This is a genomic window from Streptomyces tibetensis (assembly GCF_007655005.1).
GTDB lineage: Bacteria > Actinomycetota > Actinomycetes > Streptomycetales > Streptomycetaceae > Streptomyces > Streptomyces tibetensis.
This window is the reverse complement of the sequence record NZ_SZVW01000014.1, coordinates 27,383-41,316: the sequence shown is the minus strand read 5'-3', so window position 1 is coordinate 41,316 and position 13,934 is coordinate 27,383. Positions and strand designations below refer to the sequence as shown.

Genomic DNA, 13,934 nt, shown 5'->3' with positions numbered 1-13,934 from the left:
ACGGCCCGGGGCGGCATGTGATCCATCACCCGGGTCCCGCCCGGCCCGGCGGCCTCCTCGGGGACACCCGATCGGCCCATGGCGGCGCGCCGCCACACCCCTCGGCGCCTAGCGTCGGAGCGCGAGCCACCCATGACCGGAAGGGAGGCGTTCCATGCGCCGTCGCACCGGTGTCACGGGCGCGCTGTTCGCGATCGCCGCGATCGTGCCCATGGCCGACCCCGCTCACGCCCGGCAGGACCTGGACTGCCGCGACTTCGCCTTCCAGGAGGACGCGCAGGCCGTCTTCGACGCGGACCCGAGCGATCCCAACAGGCTGGACGAGGACCAGGGCCCCGACGACGGCGTCGCGTGCGAGGCGCTGTCCCGCCGCGGGATCATCAACCCCACGACGTCGCCCACGTCGCCCAGCCCCTCCGCCAGTCCGTCCGTGAGTCCCTCGGTCAGTCCCTCCGCTCCCGTCACCCTCACTCCCACCAGCGCTCCGAGCCAGGGTGTGCGGGGCGGGCTCGGGGGCGCGGTGGCCTCGGGGCCGAGCGACTGGGACATCGCGATCGGGCTGACCTTCGCTGTGGGTGCCACTCTCGCCGCCGGCCACGTGGTGAGGCGCCGCCGGCGCTGACGACCGGGTGGCGTGGTGAGGCGCTGCCGGTGCTGACGGCCGGGTGGCGTGGTGAGGCACCGCCGGTGCTGACGGCCAGGTGGCGTGGTGAGGCGCCGCCGGCCGGGTGTCCGTCACCTCACCAGGAGGTCCAGCAACCGCTCGGTCTCCGCCGCCGGGTCCGTGGTCAGGCCGGTGTGCACCGGGCCGGGCTGGACGATCGTGGAGCGGGGGGCGACGAGCCAGCGGAAGCGGCGGCCCGGGTCGTCGGAGGCCGCCTGCCCGGCCGCGCTCCCCCCCGTGCACAGGCCCTCCACGGCCCCCAGGGCGGCTCGGACCCCGGCCACGTCGGCCAGGGGGTCGAGGGCCAGCAGGCGGGTCTCGTCGAGGTGGGTGCGGGCACCGACGTAGGCCTCGGCGCGGCAGTAGACCAGGACCCCGGCGTTGATGCATTCGCCGCGTTCCACGCGCGGGACGACGCGCAGGACGGCGTACTCGTAGACGTGGCGGTCCCGTGGCCCGCCCCTGATGATGTGCCGGTCGTTCACTTCAGCCCCTGGATGCGGTCGTGGATGGCGGCGGCCCGTGCCAGCAGCGGGCGCGCGTAGGCCTGCCTCAGATCGTCCGGCGCGGCGAAGCCCGGTTCGTCCGTGAGCCAGGTGTCCGGGATCTGCGCGGTGACGTCGGCGAGCAGTTCCTCGGTGACCAGGGGCGCCAACTCGGCCGCGGCGGAGGCGACATCGGGCGCGAAGGGTGCCAGCGCGTGGTCGGAGGCGTCGTACGGGCGGGCGGCGGAGGCCTCCACGCCGGGCCAGTTGTGGTGCCAGATCATCGTCGCGCCGTGGTCGACGAGCCACAGGTCGCCGCGCCACCTCAGCAGGTTGGGGTTGCGCCAGGACCGGTCGACGTTGTTGATCAGCGCGTCGAACCAGACCACGCGGCCGGCCTCCTCGGAGCTCACCGGGAACGCGAGCGGGTCGAAGCCGAGCGCGCCGGAGAGGAAGTCCATGCCGAGGTTGGTGCCGCCGCTGGACCGGAGCAGGCTCTGCACCTGCTCCTCCGGTTCACCCAGCCCCAGGTCGGGGTCGAGCTCCACGGTGACGAGGCGCGGCATGCGCAGCCCCAGCCGGCGGGCGAGTTCCCCGCAGACCACTTCGGCGACGAGCGTCTTGCGGCCCTGTCCCGCGCCGGTGAACTTCAGGACGTAGGTGCCGAAGTCGTCCGCCTCGACCAGACCCGGCAGCGAACCGCCCTCGCGCAGGGGCGCGATGAAACGGGTCGCGATCACTTCCTTGAGCATCGCCCCAGGTTACTGACGTACCCGGCGATCGTGGCGACGACCTCGCGGGGGCGCGGGCCGGAACCCGACAGCAAGCCGACAGCTCCGCTTTACCCGGGTCCTTCCCCGAACGCGTCAGGATTTCGGCAGGGTCTGAACAGCCGGTCCCCAGGGGCCGTACCTCTCGGCAGATCACGAATCCCCCCGGAAGGAACGTCAGCATGACCAGCGAATCAGTTCAGCCGATGTCGGAACCGAGCCGCCGCACCGTCGTGGCGGCGGTCGGCGCGGCGGGGCTCACCGTGGCGCTGACAGCGTGCGGTTCGGAGGACAAGGCGTCCGACCCGTCCACCGAACAGGGTGCCTCCGGTGGCGGCGCGACGAACGAAGGGGGCGGCTCGTCCGCCGGAGCGGGAGCCGGTGGTGCGGCGCTCGCGAAGACCGCCGACATTCCCGAGGGCAGCGGCAAGATCTTCAAGGACGAGAAGGTCGTGGTCTCACAACCGGCGGCGGGCGACTACAAGGCGTTCTCGACGATCTGTACCCACAGGCAGTGTCCGATGGTGGACCTGAAGGACGACATCATCTCCTGCACCTGCCACGGCAGTCAGTTCTCCGTCCTCGACGGCAGCGTCAAGAAGGGGCCGGCGGTCGAACCGCTGGAGGCGAAGCAGATCAGCGTGAAGGGCGACTCCATCACGCTGGCTTGACGTCCCGCGCACGCTCCAGGCACGCCAGCACCTCGTCCGTGGTCGCGACCGTGGCGACCAACGCGAGGGTGTGGCGGATCATCGCGGGGGTGTAGTCGGCGGGCACTCCCGCGATGGCGTCCGCCGGGACGACGACGGTGTAGCCGCGGTTCACGGCGTCGAACACGGCATTGGGGACGGCCACGTTGGCCGAGACCCCGGTGACGATCAGCGTGCGGCAGCCGAGGTTGCGCAGCAGGGGATCGACGTCGGTGCCCTGCAGGGGTGACAGCCCGTGCAGACGCCGTACGACGAGATCCTCCTCGGCGACCTCGATCGGAGCGGCCACCCGCACCGCCGACGTGCCGGTCAGCTGCTGCACGGGCAGCCGTGCGGCGGCGCGGAAGAGCCGGGCGTTGCGGCTGGCACCGCGGCCGTCGGGGCGGCGCTCGGCGACGGCGTGGACGACCTGGACGCCGCCGTCGTGGGCGGCCGCCACCAGACGGGCGACGTTGGCGAGGGCGCCGCCGGCGCGTGCCTGTTCGGCGAGTTCGGGCAGCGCGCTGTCCGCCCCGACGACGCCTTCCTGGCACTCGACGGTGAGCAGCACGGTGGTGCGCGGTTCGAGGAGTTCGCTGAGCGCTGTGTACGAGGGCACGGGTTTCCCCCTGTCACCGGCGGCAGGGCGGGCGAGCGTAGCGACCATTGCGCACGGACGGAAGAGCACTCATCCTTTTCTGACGTGATGTCAGAGGATTTCCTCTGGCACGACGTGGGAGAAAGAGGGGGAGCATGACCGTCACGCAGCAGCGCAGGGGCCGGAAGATCATGATGACGCCGGGCGAGCTGGACGAGTTCCTGACCAGCCAGCGCACCTGCCGGGTCGCCACGGTGTCGGCCGGCGGGGCGCCGCACGTGAGCACGCTGTGGTTCGCCTGGGACGGCACCTCGATGTGGCTGTACTCGGTCGTACGCAGCAAGCGTTGGACCGACCTGCGGCGCGATCCGCGGGTGGCGATCGTGGTCGACACCGGCGAGGAGTACGACGACCTGCGCGGCGCCGAGCTGTCGGGCACCGTCGAGTTCGTGGGCGAGATACCTCGCACGGGCGAGCTGCGCGCCGAACTCGACGTCCCCGAGATGCTGTTCGCGCGGAAGAACTTCGGCCTGGAGGAGATGCCGCACGACGGCCGGCACGCCTGGATCCGGCTGAGGCCCGAGAAGATCGTCTCCTGGGACTTCCGCAAACTGGCCGGGCGGTAGCCTCTCCCCGGAACGTCAGCCGACCCTCTCCCCCGCCGCCCGCAGGGCCTTGACCGCCGCACGGATCGACGGACGGCGGTCCGCGTCAGCGCGCCAGACGACGTACACATGCCGTCGGACCCGCTGCCGGAGGGGGACGGTCACCACACCGGTGGGCACGGGGTGGCGGCCGAGCAGCGGGGCGATGCACACCCCGAGGCCCGCGGCGACCAGGGCGAGCTGCGTGTGGGTCTCGGCGGCGCGATGGCCGACGATCGGCTCGACGCCCTTGGAGCGGAGCGTGAACATCAGCCACTCGTGGCAGAACTCGCCGTCGCCCCAGGTGATCCACTCGTCGTCGGCGAACTCGCCGAGGTCGACCTCCTCGCGCTCCGCGAGCCGGTGGTCCGCCCGCAGGGCGACCTCGGCCGGGTCGTCCAGGATCGACGCCTTGACCAGGCCCTCGGGCAGCGCCATCGGCTTGTTGTACCAGTCGAGCACGACGGCGAGGTCGAGGTCGCCGCGCACGACTCCGGCGATGCCGTGCTCCGGCTCCAGCTCGCAGGAGCGCAGCCGGAGCGCGGGGTGCTGCTCGCGCAGTGCGGCCAGCGCGTGCGGGAACAACCCTCGCGCGGCCGTCGGGAACGCCGACAGTCTGAGCTCGCCGACGACCTGCCCGCGCTGCGCCTCCAGATCGGACTGGGCCAGTTCCACCTGGGACAGGATGCGCGCGGCGTGTTCGGCGAGCAGCCGGCCCGCGTCGGTGAGCCGCACGCCCCGGCCGTTCTTGGCGAGGAGCTGCTGACCGACCTCCCGCTCCAGCTTCGACAGCTGCTGCGAGACGGCGGACGTCGTGATGTGCAGACCCTCGGCCGCGCCGCTCACCGAGCCGTGCCGGGCGAGGGCGTCGAGGGTGCGCAGGCGCTCCAGATTCAACATGTAAGCAATGCTACGCAGTACCGGGTGCGAAATCTCGATTGTGCTACGAGGTTGTGTGGGCGCATCGTGGCTGCCATGAGCACCGTGACCACCCCGGCCGACCGGGCCGCCACCGCACCGCCGCCACCGCCCCGCCGTCTCCTCGACTGGCGCCTTCGGTTCGCCGCCCTGTCTCTGATCTGGGGCTTCAGCTTCCTCCTCATCAAGGTGGGCACCGAGACCTACGCGCCGTTCCAGGTGACGCTCGGACGGCTGGCGTTCGGCACCGCGGTGCTGGCCGCCGCGATGGCGGTACGACGCGAGCGGCTGCCGCGCGGGGCGCGCGTCTGGGGGCATCTGACGGTCGCCGCGTTCCTGCTCAACGCCCTACCGTTCTCGCTCTTCGCGTACGCCGAGCTGACCATCCCGTCCGCCCTCGCGGGTATCTGCAACGCGACCTCGCCGCTGTGGGGCATGGCGCTGTCGCTGGTCGCCCTGTCGGAGGACCGGCCGACGCGGGTGCGGGTGGCGGGGCTCGGGCTGGGCTTCCTCGGAGTCCTCACGGTGCTGGGAGCCTGGCAGGGCTTCCACGGCCTGGACGCCACCGGCACGGCACTGGCCCTGCTGGGCTCCCTCAGCTACCCGGTCGGCTGGATCTACGTGCGCCGCACCCTCGCCGGCACCGGCCACTCGCACCTGTCGATGACCGGCGCGCAACTGCTGCTCGCCACCGCCCAGTTGGCCGTCGTCACCCCGCTGTTCACGACCCTGCCGACCCGCGTGTCCGTCGTGCCGCTGCTGGCGGTCGCCGCCCTGGGCGCGCTGGGCACGGGCCTCGCGGTGCTCCTCCAGTACGGCCTGGTCGCCGAGGTCGGCCCCACGACCGCCCAGATGGTCACGTACTTCATCCCGGTCATCGCCACGGCCGCGGGCGTCGCCGTCCTCGGCGAGGGGCTCACCTGGTCGACGCCGGTCGGGGCGGTGATCGTGCTGACGGGGGCGGCACTCACCCAGATCCGGCCGAAGCCCGCTCCGGGACCTCGGCAGTAGCCCGGCAGGGCCCGACCGCCCGGGTCGACATCCCTGCACACGCAGCGGCCGCTCGGGCCCATGTCACAGGAGCGGCTCCGTGCGAGCCCCGAGCCCACGTCGCAGGAGCGCCTCCGTGCGAGTCCCGGCCGCCCAGCCCGACGTCTCAGTCGTAACTCCGCGCGGGGGCGGGTCCGAGGGCCGAGGCGATCGCGTCGGCCAGTCTCTCGATCTCGCCGTCGACGAGAGTCGAGACGGTGACCCGGACGCCGGGCGGCGCGTTCAGCCGGAAGCGGGCGCCGGGGGCCACGGCCCAGCCGGCGTGCAGCAGCCGGGCGACGGCACCGGTCTCGTCCGGCACCGGCACCCAGACGTTCATGCCGCTGCGCCCGCAGGCCGCGACACCGCGCCGCTCGAGCGCCTCGATCAGCGCGTCCCGCCGCCGCCCGTACGACGCCGCCACCCGGGCCGTGTCGACCGCTCCGTCGGCCCACAGCCGGACCAGGGCCCGCTGCATCAGCCGGCTCACCCAGCCCGGTCCGAGCCGGTGCCGCCCGCGGACCCGGTCGACGGTGACGGCGTCCCCGGTGAGCAGGGCGAGCCGCAGGTCGGGGCCGTAGGCCTTGGCGGCCGAGCGCACGAACGCCCAGTGCCGGGTGACCCCGGCCAGGGAGTGGAGGGGCACGTCGACGATGCCGTGGCCGTGATCGTCCTCGATCAGCAGGGTCTCCGGATGCTCCCGCAGTACGGCTCGCAGCGCACGCGCGCGTGCGGAGCTCACCGCCGCGCCGGTCGGGTTCTGCGCCCGGTCCGTGACGATCAGGGCGCGCGCCCCGGCCTCCAGCGCCCGGCGCACGTCCTGAGCGCACGGCCCCTCGTCGTCGACGCCGACGGGGACGGTGCGCAGCCCGAGCGCGGGCACCAGGTCGAGGGTGCGGCCCCAGCCCGGGTCCTCGACGGCGACGGTGTCACCGGGCTTGAGGTGGGCCGCCAGCACCCGTTCGACGCCGTCCAGAGCCCCGGAGACCACAGCGAGCGGCCCGTCCGGCACCCCGTCGGCGTCGAGCCCGGCCCGGGCGATCCGGGCCAGCTCCGGTTCGACGGGGGTGTCGCCGTAGAGTACCGGCGCCCGGTCACCCTCGGCGGCGGCCGCCGCGAACGCGGCCGCGAGCGCCGGCAGCAGCGTCGGGTCCGGATTGCCCTGCGCGAGGTCCCGCACCCCCTCGGGGACGTCCACCCGGAAGTGCTCCCGCCCGGTCGTGGCCGGTGCGGGCCGCACCCGGCTGCCGCGCCGCCCCGCCGTCTCGATGACCCCGCGCTCGCGCAGGGTGCGGTACGCGGCCGCGACCGTGTTGGGATTCACCCCCAACCGCTCCGCCAACTCCCGCATGGGAGGCAGCAGTTGGCCCGGCTGCAGCTCACCGGCTCCCACCGCGCGCTCGATGCTCGCGGAAATGTCCGCTGCGCGACGCCCACTGATCCGATACTCTCCTAGCACAAAGCCAATTGTGCACTAGTGCAATGGAGAGCGCCATGCAGGGGACCGCGCAGACGCCGTCGCAGCCCGACACCGCCTACACGCCGACCGACCGCACCGTCCCCACCCGCTCCCCGGACCGGGCCGCGTACGACAAGGACCTGGTGCACTCGATACTCGACGAGGCCTACGTCTGCCATCTCGGGTTCGTCCGCGACGGAGCGCCCGTCGTCCTGCCCACCCTGTACGCCCGGGTCGGCGAGCGGCTGTACGTGCACGGCTCGACGGGCTCGCGTCCGCTGCGGGCGGCCGGTCAGGCCGACCCCGGCCTCCCGGTCTGCCTGACGGTCACCCATGTCGACGGTCTGGTCCTGGCCCGCTCGGCCTTCCACCACTCGATCAACTACCGCTCCGTGGTGGTGCACGGCGTCGCCCACGACGTGACGGACCCCGAGGAGAAGCTGCGGGCCCTGGACGCGCTGGTCGACCACGTCGTGGCCGGCCGCTCCGCGGACTCGCGCCCCGCCAACAAGAAGGAACTGGCGGCCACCGCCGTGATCCGCCTGGACCTGGACGAGGTCTCCGCGAAGCTGCGCACCGGCGGCGTGAACGACGAACCGGAGGACCTCGCCCTCCCCCACTGGGCCGGCGTCGTCCCGGTGCGGCGCACCTACGGCACCCCGCTCTCCGACCCCGGCCTGGCCCCCGGCACCGAGCTGCCCGACTACCTCACGGCCCTGTGATGCTGATCCACCCCTGGGACGCGCCCCGTGACGACACCGAATGGCAACGCTGGCTGGCCGACCACGACTTCGGCCAGCTCGCGGTCAACGGCCCGCCGGGCGAACCGCCCCACGTCCAGCCCCTGCACTTCGCCTACGACGCCGGGCGCCGCGAGGTCATCACCCACCTCGCCCGCCCCAACCCGCTCTGGCCCGCGCTGGAGGCCGCCCCGGACGTCCTGCTGAGCGTGGTCGACGACTACGTGTTCGTACCCGGCCCCTGGCAGGCCGCCCCGGACGTCCTGCCCGAGCACGGCACCCCGACGAGCTTCTACGCGGCTGTCCAGCTCCGCTGCCGCGCCCATGTCGTGGACGACCCGGCGCAGAAGGCCGCGCTGCTCAACCGCCAGGTCGACCACTTCCAGCCCCGGGGCGGCTCCGCACGGGCGGCGGTGGGCGAGGCGCCCTACGGCAGGATGCTCGCCGGCATCCGCGGCCTGCGCCTGGAAGTGACGGACGTACGGGCGAAGTTCAAGTACGCGAGCCACAGGCCGGCCGAGGTCCGGGACCGGATCGCCGTGGGTCTCGCGGCCCGCGGCGGCCCGGGCGACTCCAGGGCGCGCGACCACCTCCTGCGCAGACAGCAGGCGTAGGCCGCGCGTGTCCGCCTCACACGGCCATCACCGGCTCCTCCCTCCTCCGCACACCCCGGGCCTCCCCCACCGCCAGGCCCGCCACCGAGCCCAGCATCAGCAGGATCCCGGCCAGCGTCGCCGCCGTGAGGTGCTCGCCGAGCAGGACGACGGCGAGCACCGCCGCGCTCACCGGTTCGAGCAGCATGATCACCGAGACGGTGGCGGACCGTACGACGGCCGCGCCCGCGAAGTAGAGGCCGTAGGCGAGTGCCGTGGGGACGGCGGCGACGTAGAGCAGCAGGAGCACGAGGCGGCCGGGCTCCTCGCTGTGCGGCAGCAGTCCCTCCGCGAGAGCGAACGGCAGCAGGCACAGGCTCGTGACGGCGAAGGCCCCGGCGGTCGTCCGGGTGGCGTCACCTTCAGCGTCGCGGCCCCACAGGCGGGTGAGCAGCGTCATCGCGCAGTATCCGGCCGCGGACAGCAGGGCGAGCAGCACACCCATCGGGCGCACGGTCGCGCCGCCGCCCCCGAGGACGAGGACCGCGAGCCCGGCGAGGGCACCCAGGACGGCTACGGCGCCGCCCCGGCCCAGTCGCTCGGCCAGGATGAGCCGGGCGCCGAGCGCCATGAGGACGGGCCCCGCGCCCAGCGTGACGACGGTGGCCACGGCCAGGCCGGTGGCGGAGACGGCCGCGAAGTACGCCGTCTGGAAGACGGCGAGCCCGAGCCCGGTGACCCCGGTGCGCAGTGCCCGGCGGCCGAGCGGTTCACGCACCGGGGCCGCGGCGCTCGGGCGCACCAGTCGGACGGCGAGCAGCAGCACGAGGCCGGCGGCGCAGCGCCAGAAGGAGAGGGCGACGGGCCCCATGTCACTGGCCCGGTAGACCAGGGAGGCGGCCGCGCCCGCGGTGCCCCAGGCGACACCGGCGACGATCAGATAGAGGAGGCCTCGCCCGATGGGCAGGCCGGAGGCGGTGTTCGACACGTGTTCTCTCCGCAGACGCGCACGGCATGCCGCGCCCGCGTCGGGCGGCGGCCGGGTGCGCGGAAGTTCGGGAAGGGCCCCGGATCAGTCGTGATCAGCGGGGTCCGCGGACTTCGTCTGCGGGCAGCACCGTTCTGCGCGGCGGCGCATCGCCGGGCGCGGTTTCCGGAGGGCCCGCCTCAGGCGGCCGGAGGCGGAAGAACGAGTGCGTTCGAAGGCATGATCGACACCTTAGGCGCTGGTCCCGCGCCTGGACAACTCCCTTTCCGGGCCGCCGCTCGCCACCGGCTGACCGGACCCCTTCGAGGGCGTCGAGGACTGCGCGATGAACGCGCCCACCAGCACGATCGCGCCGCCGGCGATCTGCGGCGCGGAGAGGTGCTCGCCGAGCAGGACCCAGGCCAGGACCGTGGCGATGACCGCCTCGAGACAGGCCACGACCCCGGCGACCTGCGGGGAGAGCCGGCGCACGGAGACCACACCGGTGACGTAGGCGACGACCGTGGCGACCAGGACGATCCACGCCAGCAGCACGACGGCGGCGACGGGCCTGCCGTCCATGCTCGCGGTACCCCCGAGCACCGACCAGTCCATGGTCCAGGGCCGGGCGACGACGGTCAGCACGGCCGCGCCGACCAGCAGTCCGTAGGCGATGACGCCGAGCGGGTCGGGCGCCTCGTCCCCGGCGTCGCTGCCCTGGTCGGACAGAACGAAGTAGCCGACCTGGCAGCAGGCCGCGCCGAGCGCGAGCAGCAGCCCCAGCGCGTCGAACCCGAGGCCCGACCACACCTCCACGACACAGGCGAGTCCGCCGACCGCGAGCACGACACCGACGGCTGCGGCACGCGTGACGGGCCGCTTCTGCATGAACCGCACCCAGCCCAGCACCAGCGCGGGCGCCAGGTACTCGATGAGCAGCGCCACCCCGACGGGGATCCGGGAGAGCGCCGCGAAGTAGCAGGCCTGGACACCGGCGACGGCCAGCAGCCCGAACCCGGCGAGCAGTCCGGGGCGCCTGCGCACCAGCGCGCGGTGCCGCACGGCGAGCGGCAGCATGACCAGGGCAGCCCCTGCCACCCGCAGCCACACCACGTGCAGCGGGTCCAGCCCCGCTTCGATCAGCGGTTTGGCCGCGACACCGGATCCGCCGAAGGCCACCGCGGACAGGAGGGCGAGTCCGAGCCCCACGCCCCTGCCGCGCCCGCTCACGCTGCTGTCAGTGGTACGCACCGGCACATGATGACAGGCCATGACAGGAGCGTCACCCCCTATGACACCTGTCTCACAGCCTGGACGGGGGCGACCGGCCCCATGCCGTACCGCTCATTTGGCGGCTTCGCCGCACTCCTCGGCGATGCCGGACCGCCCGTCGAGCCCGGTGAGCACCTCACGCGGGTCGATGCCGGCCCGTCCGAGCACCTCGACCGCGCGCGCCTGCGGGTCGACGACGATCGCCGCGAGCAGGTCGGTACCACGAGCCGGCCCGCCGCGCTCGGCGGCACGCTCGCAGGCGTACTCCATGCACGCGGCGGCGAGCGGCGAGAAACCCGCCGTCCCCGTCACCACGGGGACGGCTCCGGAGTCCTCGACTCCGCTCTGCCAGCGCAGGCCGTATCCGATGCTGCGCTGGACGAGATAGCCCAGCAGACGCGCGATCTGCGGCCCCTCGCCGAAGGCGGCACGCGCCTCGGGGTCCGACTCCAGCAGCGAATGGAGCAGATGGGCGGTGTCGATCTGCCGGTCCCCGTCCCGGACGGCCCGGCGCCGGGCACCACCGACCACCGACGCCAGCTCGGCACTGAGCCTGGCATCGTTGTCCACGCGCTGAATGCCGTGCTCATGGGCCGACTGCCGGGGGGTACGGGATTGCACATCCCCTAGCCCACCAGTCTCACGGGCTCGCGTCATCCTCGGTGGGAAGCATCTTCGCGTCCCACGGGAAGTGGACTCCCCCGGCCGGAATCTCCTCCTTGCGGAGGAGATCAGGCAGATTCGGGTGGAGACCGCGACCGGTCTGACAGTTCGTCAGTATTGAACATTGCGGCCGCCGCGGCTACGTTCCGCGCACCCAGCCCGATACGGAGAGGTGGTCGCATGGCCGAAGTCAGCGCGGAGGCCCGCATCGGGGCGCCGGTCGGCACGGTGTGGGCGAAGCTCACCGACTGGTCCGCGTACGGCGAGTGGAACGCGACCCACACGAGCTTCCCGGAGGGCGGCCCGGAACCCCTCGAAGTGGGCGCGACGTTCCAGGAGAACATGCGGCTGATGAACTTCCCGGCCGAGGTGGCGTGGACCGTGGAGGAACTGGAACCGGCGCGGGTGCTCGCCATCCGCGGCAAGGGCCCGATGGCGGTGACCGTCGCGACGCGCTACACCCTCACACCCGACGGCGACGCCACGACGGTCCGCATCGACGGCGAATTCACGGGCGCGACGGTGTCCCTGATGGCGGGCAAGCTCAAGGACTCGGCGACGACCGCCCTGCACGAGTCGCTGCGCAAGCTGGACCGGCTGGTGACCTGACACCCCGACACGCTGCGGCACCCCCGGCCCACTCCGCACGCCGAGACGCCCCCGGACCACTCCGGGGGCGCCTCGTGTCCTACGCGGTTCAGTCCTCGTCGGCGAGGATGAGGTACAGCTTCTTACGGGCCTCGTTGATGACGCCGAGGGCCTTCTCCCGCTGCTCCTTGCTGCCGGTCTTCCAGACCTGGCCGAAGGCCTCCATCAGACCGAAGCCGGCTTGGCGGATCTCACCGAGAGCCTCCCAGTCGACCCCTCGGGAGGCTTCCTCCCAGGGGGCCTCGGGCCCCTCCTCGGCGGCTTCACGGCCCGCCTCGGTGAGCGAGAACAGCTTCTTGCCGCCCTCGGAGGCATTGGCGATCAGCCCCTCGTCCTCCAGCAACTGGAGGGTGGGGTAGACCGAGCCGGGGCTGGGCTTCCACGCCCCGCCGCTGCGCTCGGCGATCTCCTGGATCATCTCGTAGCCGTGCATCGGCCGGTCCTTCAGCAGGGCCAGGATCGAGGCGCGTACGTCACCTCGCCGCGCCCTTCCCCTGGGCCCCCCGCGCCCTCGGCCGCCCCAGGGTCCCGGACCGAAGCCCGGCCCGCCGGGCCCGCCCCAGCCGGGGCCACCCGGACCACCCGGCCCGAAGGGACCGAAGGCCGCACGCAGCCCTTCGAAGCCGCCCCGACCGTGGTGCGGGCCGCCGTGTCCATGTCCACGCTCGAATCCGTGGGTACGCATCGCAACCACTCTCCATTCCATCGTTGATCTGTCGCGATGCTTCAACGATATATCGGTAATGCTCGACCGACAAGACCCTCCCCGTCCCTGGGCTGTGTCCTGTGGCCCGTGGCCCGCTGGCCCGGGTGCGGGCGCTGGAGACCGAGCGAGAGAAGGCCGTGTTCCGCGACCCGCTGGGCACAGGCCTTCGCCACCGCCGGGGGACAGTTCTCTGCCGGGAAATCGGGCCAGCGGGTGCGAATTGGCCTTGGCCTGCTGCGTCGTGGGCGCTCTAGCGTCGGGGCATGCGGATCCGAATCGTCGACGCCTTCACCGATCGCCCCTTCTCCGGCAACCCGGCCGGGGTCCTCCTCCTGTCCCGCGCGGACGCCTTCCCGGACGACACCTGGCTGCAGAACGTCGCCCTGGAGGTCAACCACGCCGAGACGGCCTTCGCCCACCCGCTCCGCGAGGCCTCCGAGGCGGACTGGGCGCTGCGCTGGTTCACTCCGGCCACCGAGGTCGCGATGTGCGGCCACGCCACCCTCGCCACCGCCCACGTCCTGCACACGACCGGCGCCCACGACGGGCCGGTGCGGTTCGCCACCCGCAGCGGCGTCCTCGTCGCCACGCCCGCAGCGGACGGCTCCGTCACCCTGGACTTCCCGACGGCCCCGCTCACCCGGATCGATCCGCCCGGAGGTCTCGTCGAGGCGCTGGGCACGGAGGTGCTCACGGTCCTCGACACCGGCCCGAACGTCGGCGATCTGCTCGTCGAGGTCGCCGACGAGAAGACGGTGCGCGCCCTCGCCCCGGACCTGACGGCCCTCGCCGCGCACTCCGAGCGCGGTGTGATCGCCACGGCCCGCGCCGAGGACCCCGCCGGAGGCTACGACTTCGTCTCGCGCTGCTTCTTCCCGAACGTGGGCATCGACGAGGACCCGGTGACCGGCAGCGCCCACACGGCACTCGCCCCGTTCTGGTCCGAGCGCCTGGGCCGCCCCCGCCTCACCGGTCTCCAGGCTTCACTCCGCTCCGGCCGGATCCGCACCGAGCTGCGCGGCGACCGCACCCTGCTGACGGGCACCGCGGTCACCGTCATCGAGGGCGACCTGCTGGCCTGAGACGAGT

17 protein-coding genes and 1 pseudogene are annotated in these 13,934 nt (G+C 73.1%); 9 read left to right on the top strand and 9 right to left on the bottom strand.

What is annotated here, in order from left to right; all coding sequences use genetic code 11:
- The first annotated feature begins 154 nt into the window (after nucleotides 1-154).
- Nucleotides 155-622, top strand: a complete 468-nt coding sequence (locus tag FDO69_RS23810; RefSeq protein WP_104781887.1) for an excalibur calcium-binding protein — start codon at nucleotides 155-157, stop codon at nucleotides 620-622.
- A gap of 113 nt (nucleotides 623-735) precedes the next feature.
- Here FDO69_RS23810 and FDO69_RS23805 read toward each other — a convergent pair whose 3' ends face one another.
- Nucleotides 736-1,149 (bottom strand): DUF3037 domain-containing protein, encoded by a 414-nt coding sequence (locus FDO69_RS23805; RefSeq protein WP_104781886.1) that lies wholly within the window; start codon nucleotides 1,147-1,149, stop codon nucleotides 736-738.
- Entirely contained in the window at nucleotides 1,146-1,901 is a 756-nt protein-coding gene (locus FDO69_RS23800) for a HipA family kinase (protein ID WP_104781885.1), read from the bottom strand. Before FDO69_RS23800 ends, FDO69_RS23805 begins: the two co-directional genes overlap by 4 nt.
- A gap of 200 nt (nucleotides 1,902-2,101) precedes the next feature.
- Between FDO69_RS23800 and FDO69_RS23795 the strand changes: the two genes are divergently transcribed.
- Nucleotides 2,102-2,590, top strand: a complete 489-nt coding sequence (locus FDO69_RS23795) for a Rieske (2Fe-2S) protein (RefSeq protein WP_104781884.1) — start codon at nucleotides 2,102-2,104, stop codon at nucleotides 2,588-2,590.
- Here FDO69_RS23795 and FDO69_RS23790 read toward each other — a convergent pair.
- Nucleotides 2,577-3,227, bottom strand: coding sequence for a cysteine hydrolase family protein (locus FDO69_RS23790; RefSeq protein ID WP_104781883.1), 651 nt, complete (start codon nucleotides 3,225-3,227; stop codon nucleotides 2,577-2,579). The two genes, FDO69_RS23795 and FDO69_RS23790, sit on opposite strands and share 14 nt — an antisense overlap.
- A 134-nt stretch (nucleotides 3,228-3,361) precedes the next feature.
- On the opposite strand from FDO69_RS23790, the gene FDO69_RS23785 reads away from it, so the two are divergent.
- Nucleotides 3,362-3,832 (top strand): pyridoxamine 5'-phosphate oxidase family protein, encoded by a 471-nt coding sequence (locus tag FDO69_RS23785; protein WP_104781882.1) that lies wholly within the window; start codon nucleotides 3,362-3,364, stop codon nucleotides 3,830-3,832.
- Nucleotides 3,833-3,847: 15 nt separating this feature from the next.
- Here FDO69_RS23785 and FDO69_RS23780 read toward each other — a convergent pair whose 3' ends face one another.
- A complete protein-coding gene (locus FDO69_RS23780) occupies nucleotides 3,848-4,750 on the bottom strand; it encodes a LysR family transcriptional regulator (RefSeq protein WP_104781881.1) in 903 nt (300 codons plus the stop codon).
- A gap of 75 nt (nucleotides 4,751-4,825) precedes the next feature.
- Here FDO69_RS23780 and FDO69_RS23775 point away from each other — a divergent pair, with 75 nt between their 5' ends.
- Nucleotides 4,826-5,779 (top strand): DMT family transporter, encoded by a 954-nt coding sequence (locus FDO69_RS23775; RefSeq protein WP_104781880.1) that lies wholly within the window; start codon nucleotides 4,826-4,828, stop codon nucleotides 5,777-5,779.
- A gap of 145 nt (nucleotides 5,780-5,924) precedes the next feature.
- Here the strand turns inward: FDO69_RS23775 and FDO69_RS23770 are convergent, their stop codons facing one another.
- Nucleotides 5,925-7,256 (bottom strand): aminotransferase class I/II-fold pyridoxal phosphate-dependent enzyme, encoded by a 1,332-nt coding sequence (locus FDO69_RS23770; protein ID WP_104781879.1) that lies wholly within the window; start codon nucleotides 7,254-7,256, stop codon nucleotides 5,925-5,927.
- Between the two features lie 35 nt (nucleotides 7,257-7,291).
- On the opposite strand from FDO69_RS23770, the gene FDO69_RS23765 reads away from it, so the two are divergent.
- Together FDO69_RS23765 and FDO69_RS23760 are read left to right on the top strand one after the other, a co-directional pair.
- On the top strand, nucleotides 7,292-7,978 hold the full coding sequence (locus tag FDO69_RS23765; protein WP_104781878.1) for a pyridoxamine 5'-phosphate oxidase family protein: 687 nt from the start codon (nucleotides 7,292-7,294) through the stop codon (nucleotides 7,976-7,978).
- Nucleotides 7,978-8,610 (top strand): FMN-binding negative transcriptional regulator, encoded by a 633-nt coding sequence (locus tag FDO69_RS23760; RefSeq protein WP_104781877.1) that lies wholly within the window; start codon nucleotides 7,978-7,980, stop codon nucleotides 8,608-8,610. The genes FDO69_RS23765 and FDO69_RS23760 overlap by 1 nt, the downstream gene beginning before the upstream one ends.
- Before the next feature lie 16 nt (nucleotides 8,611-8,626).
- Here FDO69_RS23760 and FDO69_RS23755 read toward each other — a convergent pair whose 3' ends face one another.
- From FDO69_RS23755 to FDO69_RS23745, 3 genes are all read right to left on the bottom strand, one after another.
- The gene (locus tag FDO69_RS23755; protein ID WP_104781876.1) at nucleotides 8,627-9,577 is read right to left on the bottom strand and encodes a DMT family transporter; all 951 of its coding nucleotides are present in this window, start codon (nucleotides 9,575-9,577) and stop codon (nucleotides 8,627-8,629) included.
- A 231-nt stretch (nucleotides 9,578-9,808) separates the two neighbouring features.
- Entirely contained in the window at nucleotides 9,809-10,813 is a 1,005-nt protein-coding gene (locus FDO69_RS23750; RefSeq protein ID WP_104782081.1) for an EamA family transporter, read from the bottom strand.
- A gap of 87 nt (nucleotides 10,814-10,900) precedes the next feature.
- Entirely contained in the window at nucleotides 10,901-11,449 is a 549-nt protein-coding gene (locus FDO69_RS23745; protein ID WP_420878532.1) for a Clp protease N-terminal domain-containing protein, read from the bottom strand.
- Between the two features lie 222 nt (nucleotides 11,450-11,671).
- Between FDO69_RS23745 and FDO69_RS23740 the strand changes: the two genes are divergently transcribed.
- Nucleotides 11,672-12,100, top strand: a complete 429-nt coding sequence (locus FDO69_RS23740; RefSeq protein ID WP_104781874.1) for a type II toxin-antitoxin system Rv0910 family toxin — start codon at nucleotides 11,672-11,674, stop codon at nucleotides 12,098-12,100.
- Nucleotides 12,101-12,188: 88 nt separating this feature from the next.
- Here FDO69_RS23740 and FDO69_RS23735 read toward each other — a convergent pair whose 3' ends face one another.
- A complete protein-coding gene (locus tag FDO69_RS23735) occupies nucleotides 12,189-12,824 on the bottom strand; it encodes a PadR family transcriptional regulator (RefSeq protein WP_104781873.1) in 636 nt (211 codons plus the stop codon).
- A gap of 58 nt (nucleotides 12,825-12,882) precedes the next feature.
- Here FDO69_RS23735 and FDO69_RS43095 point away from each other — a divergent pair.
- A pseudogene (locus FDO69_RS43095) lies at nucleotides 12,883-13,028 on the top strand (SAM-dependent methyltransferase); the annotation flags it as partial.
- 80 nt (nucleotides 13,029-13,108) lie between these two features.
- On the top strand, nucleotides 13,109-13,927 hold the full coding sequence (locus FDO69_RS23730; RefSeq protein ID WP_104781872.1) for a PhzF family phenazine biosynthesis protein: 819 nt from the start codon (nucleotides 13,109-13,111) through the stop codon (nucleotides 13,925-13,927).
- The last annotated feature ends 7 nt before the right edge of the window (nucleotides 13,928-13,934 follow it).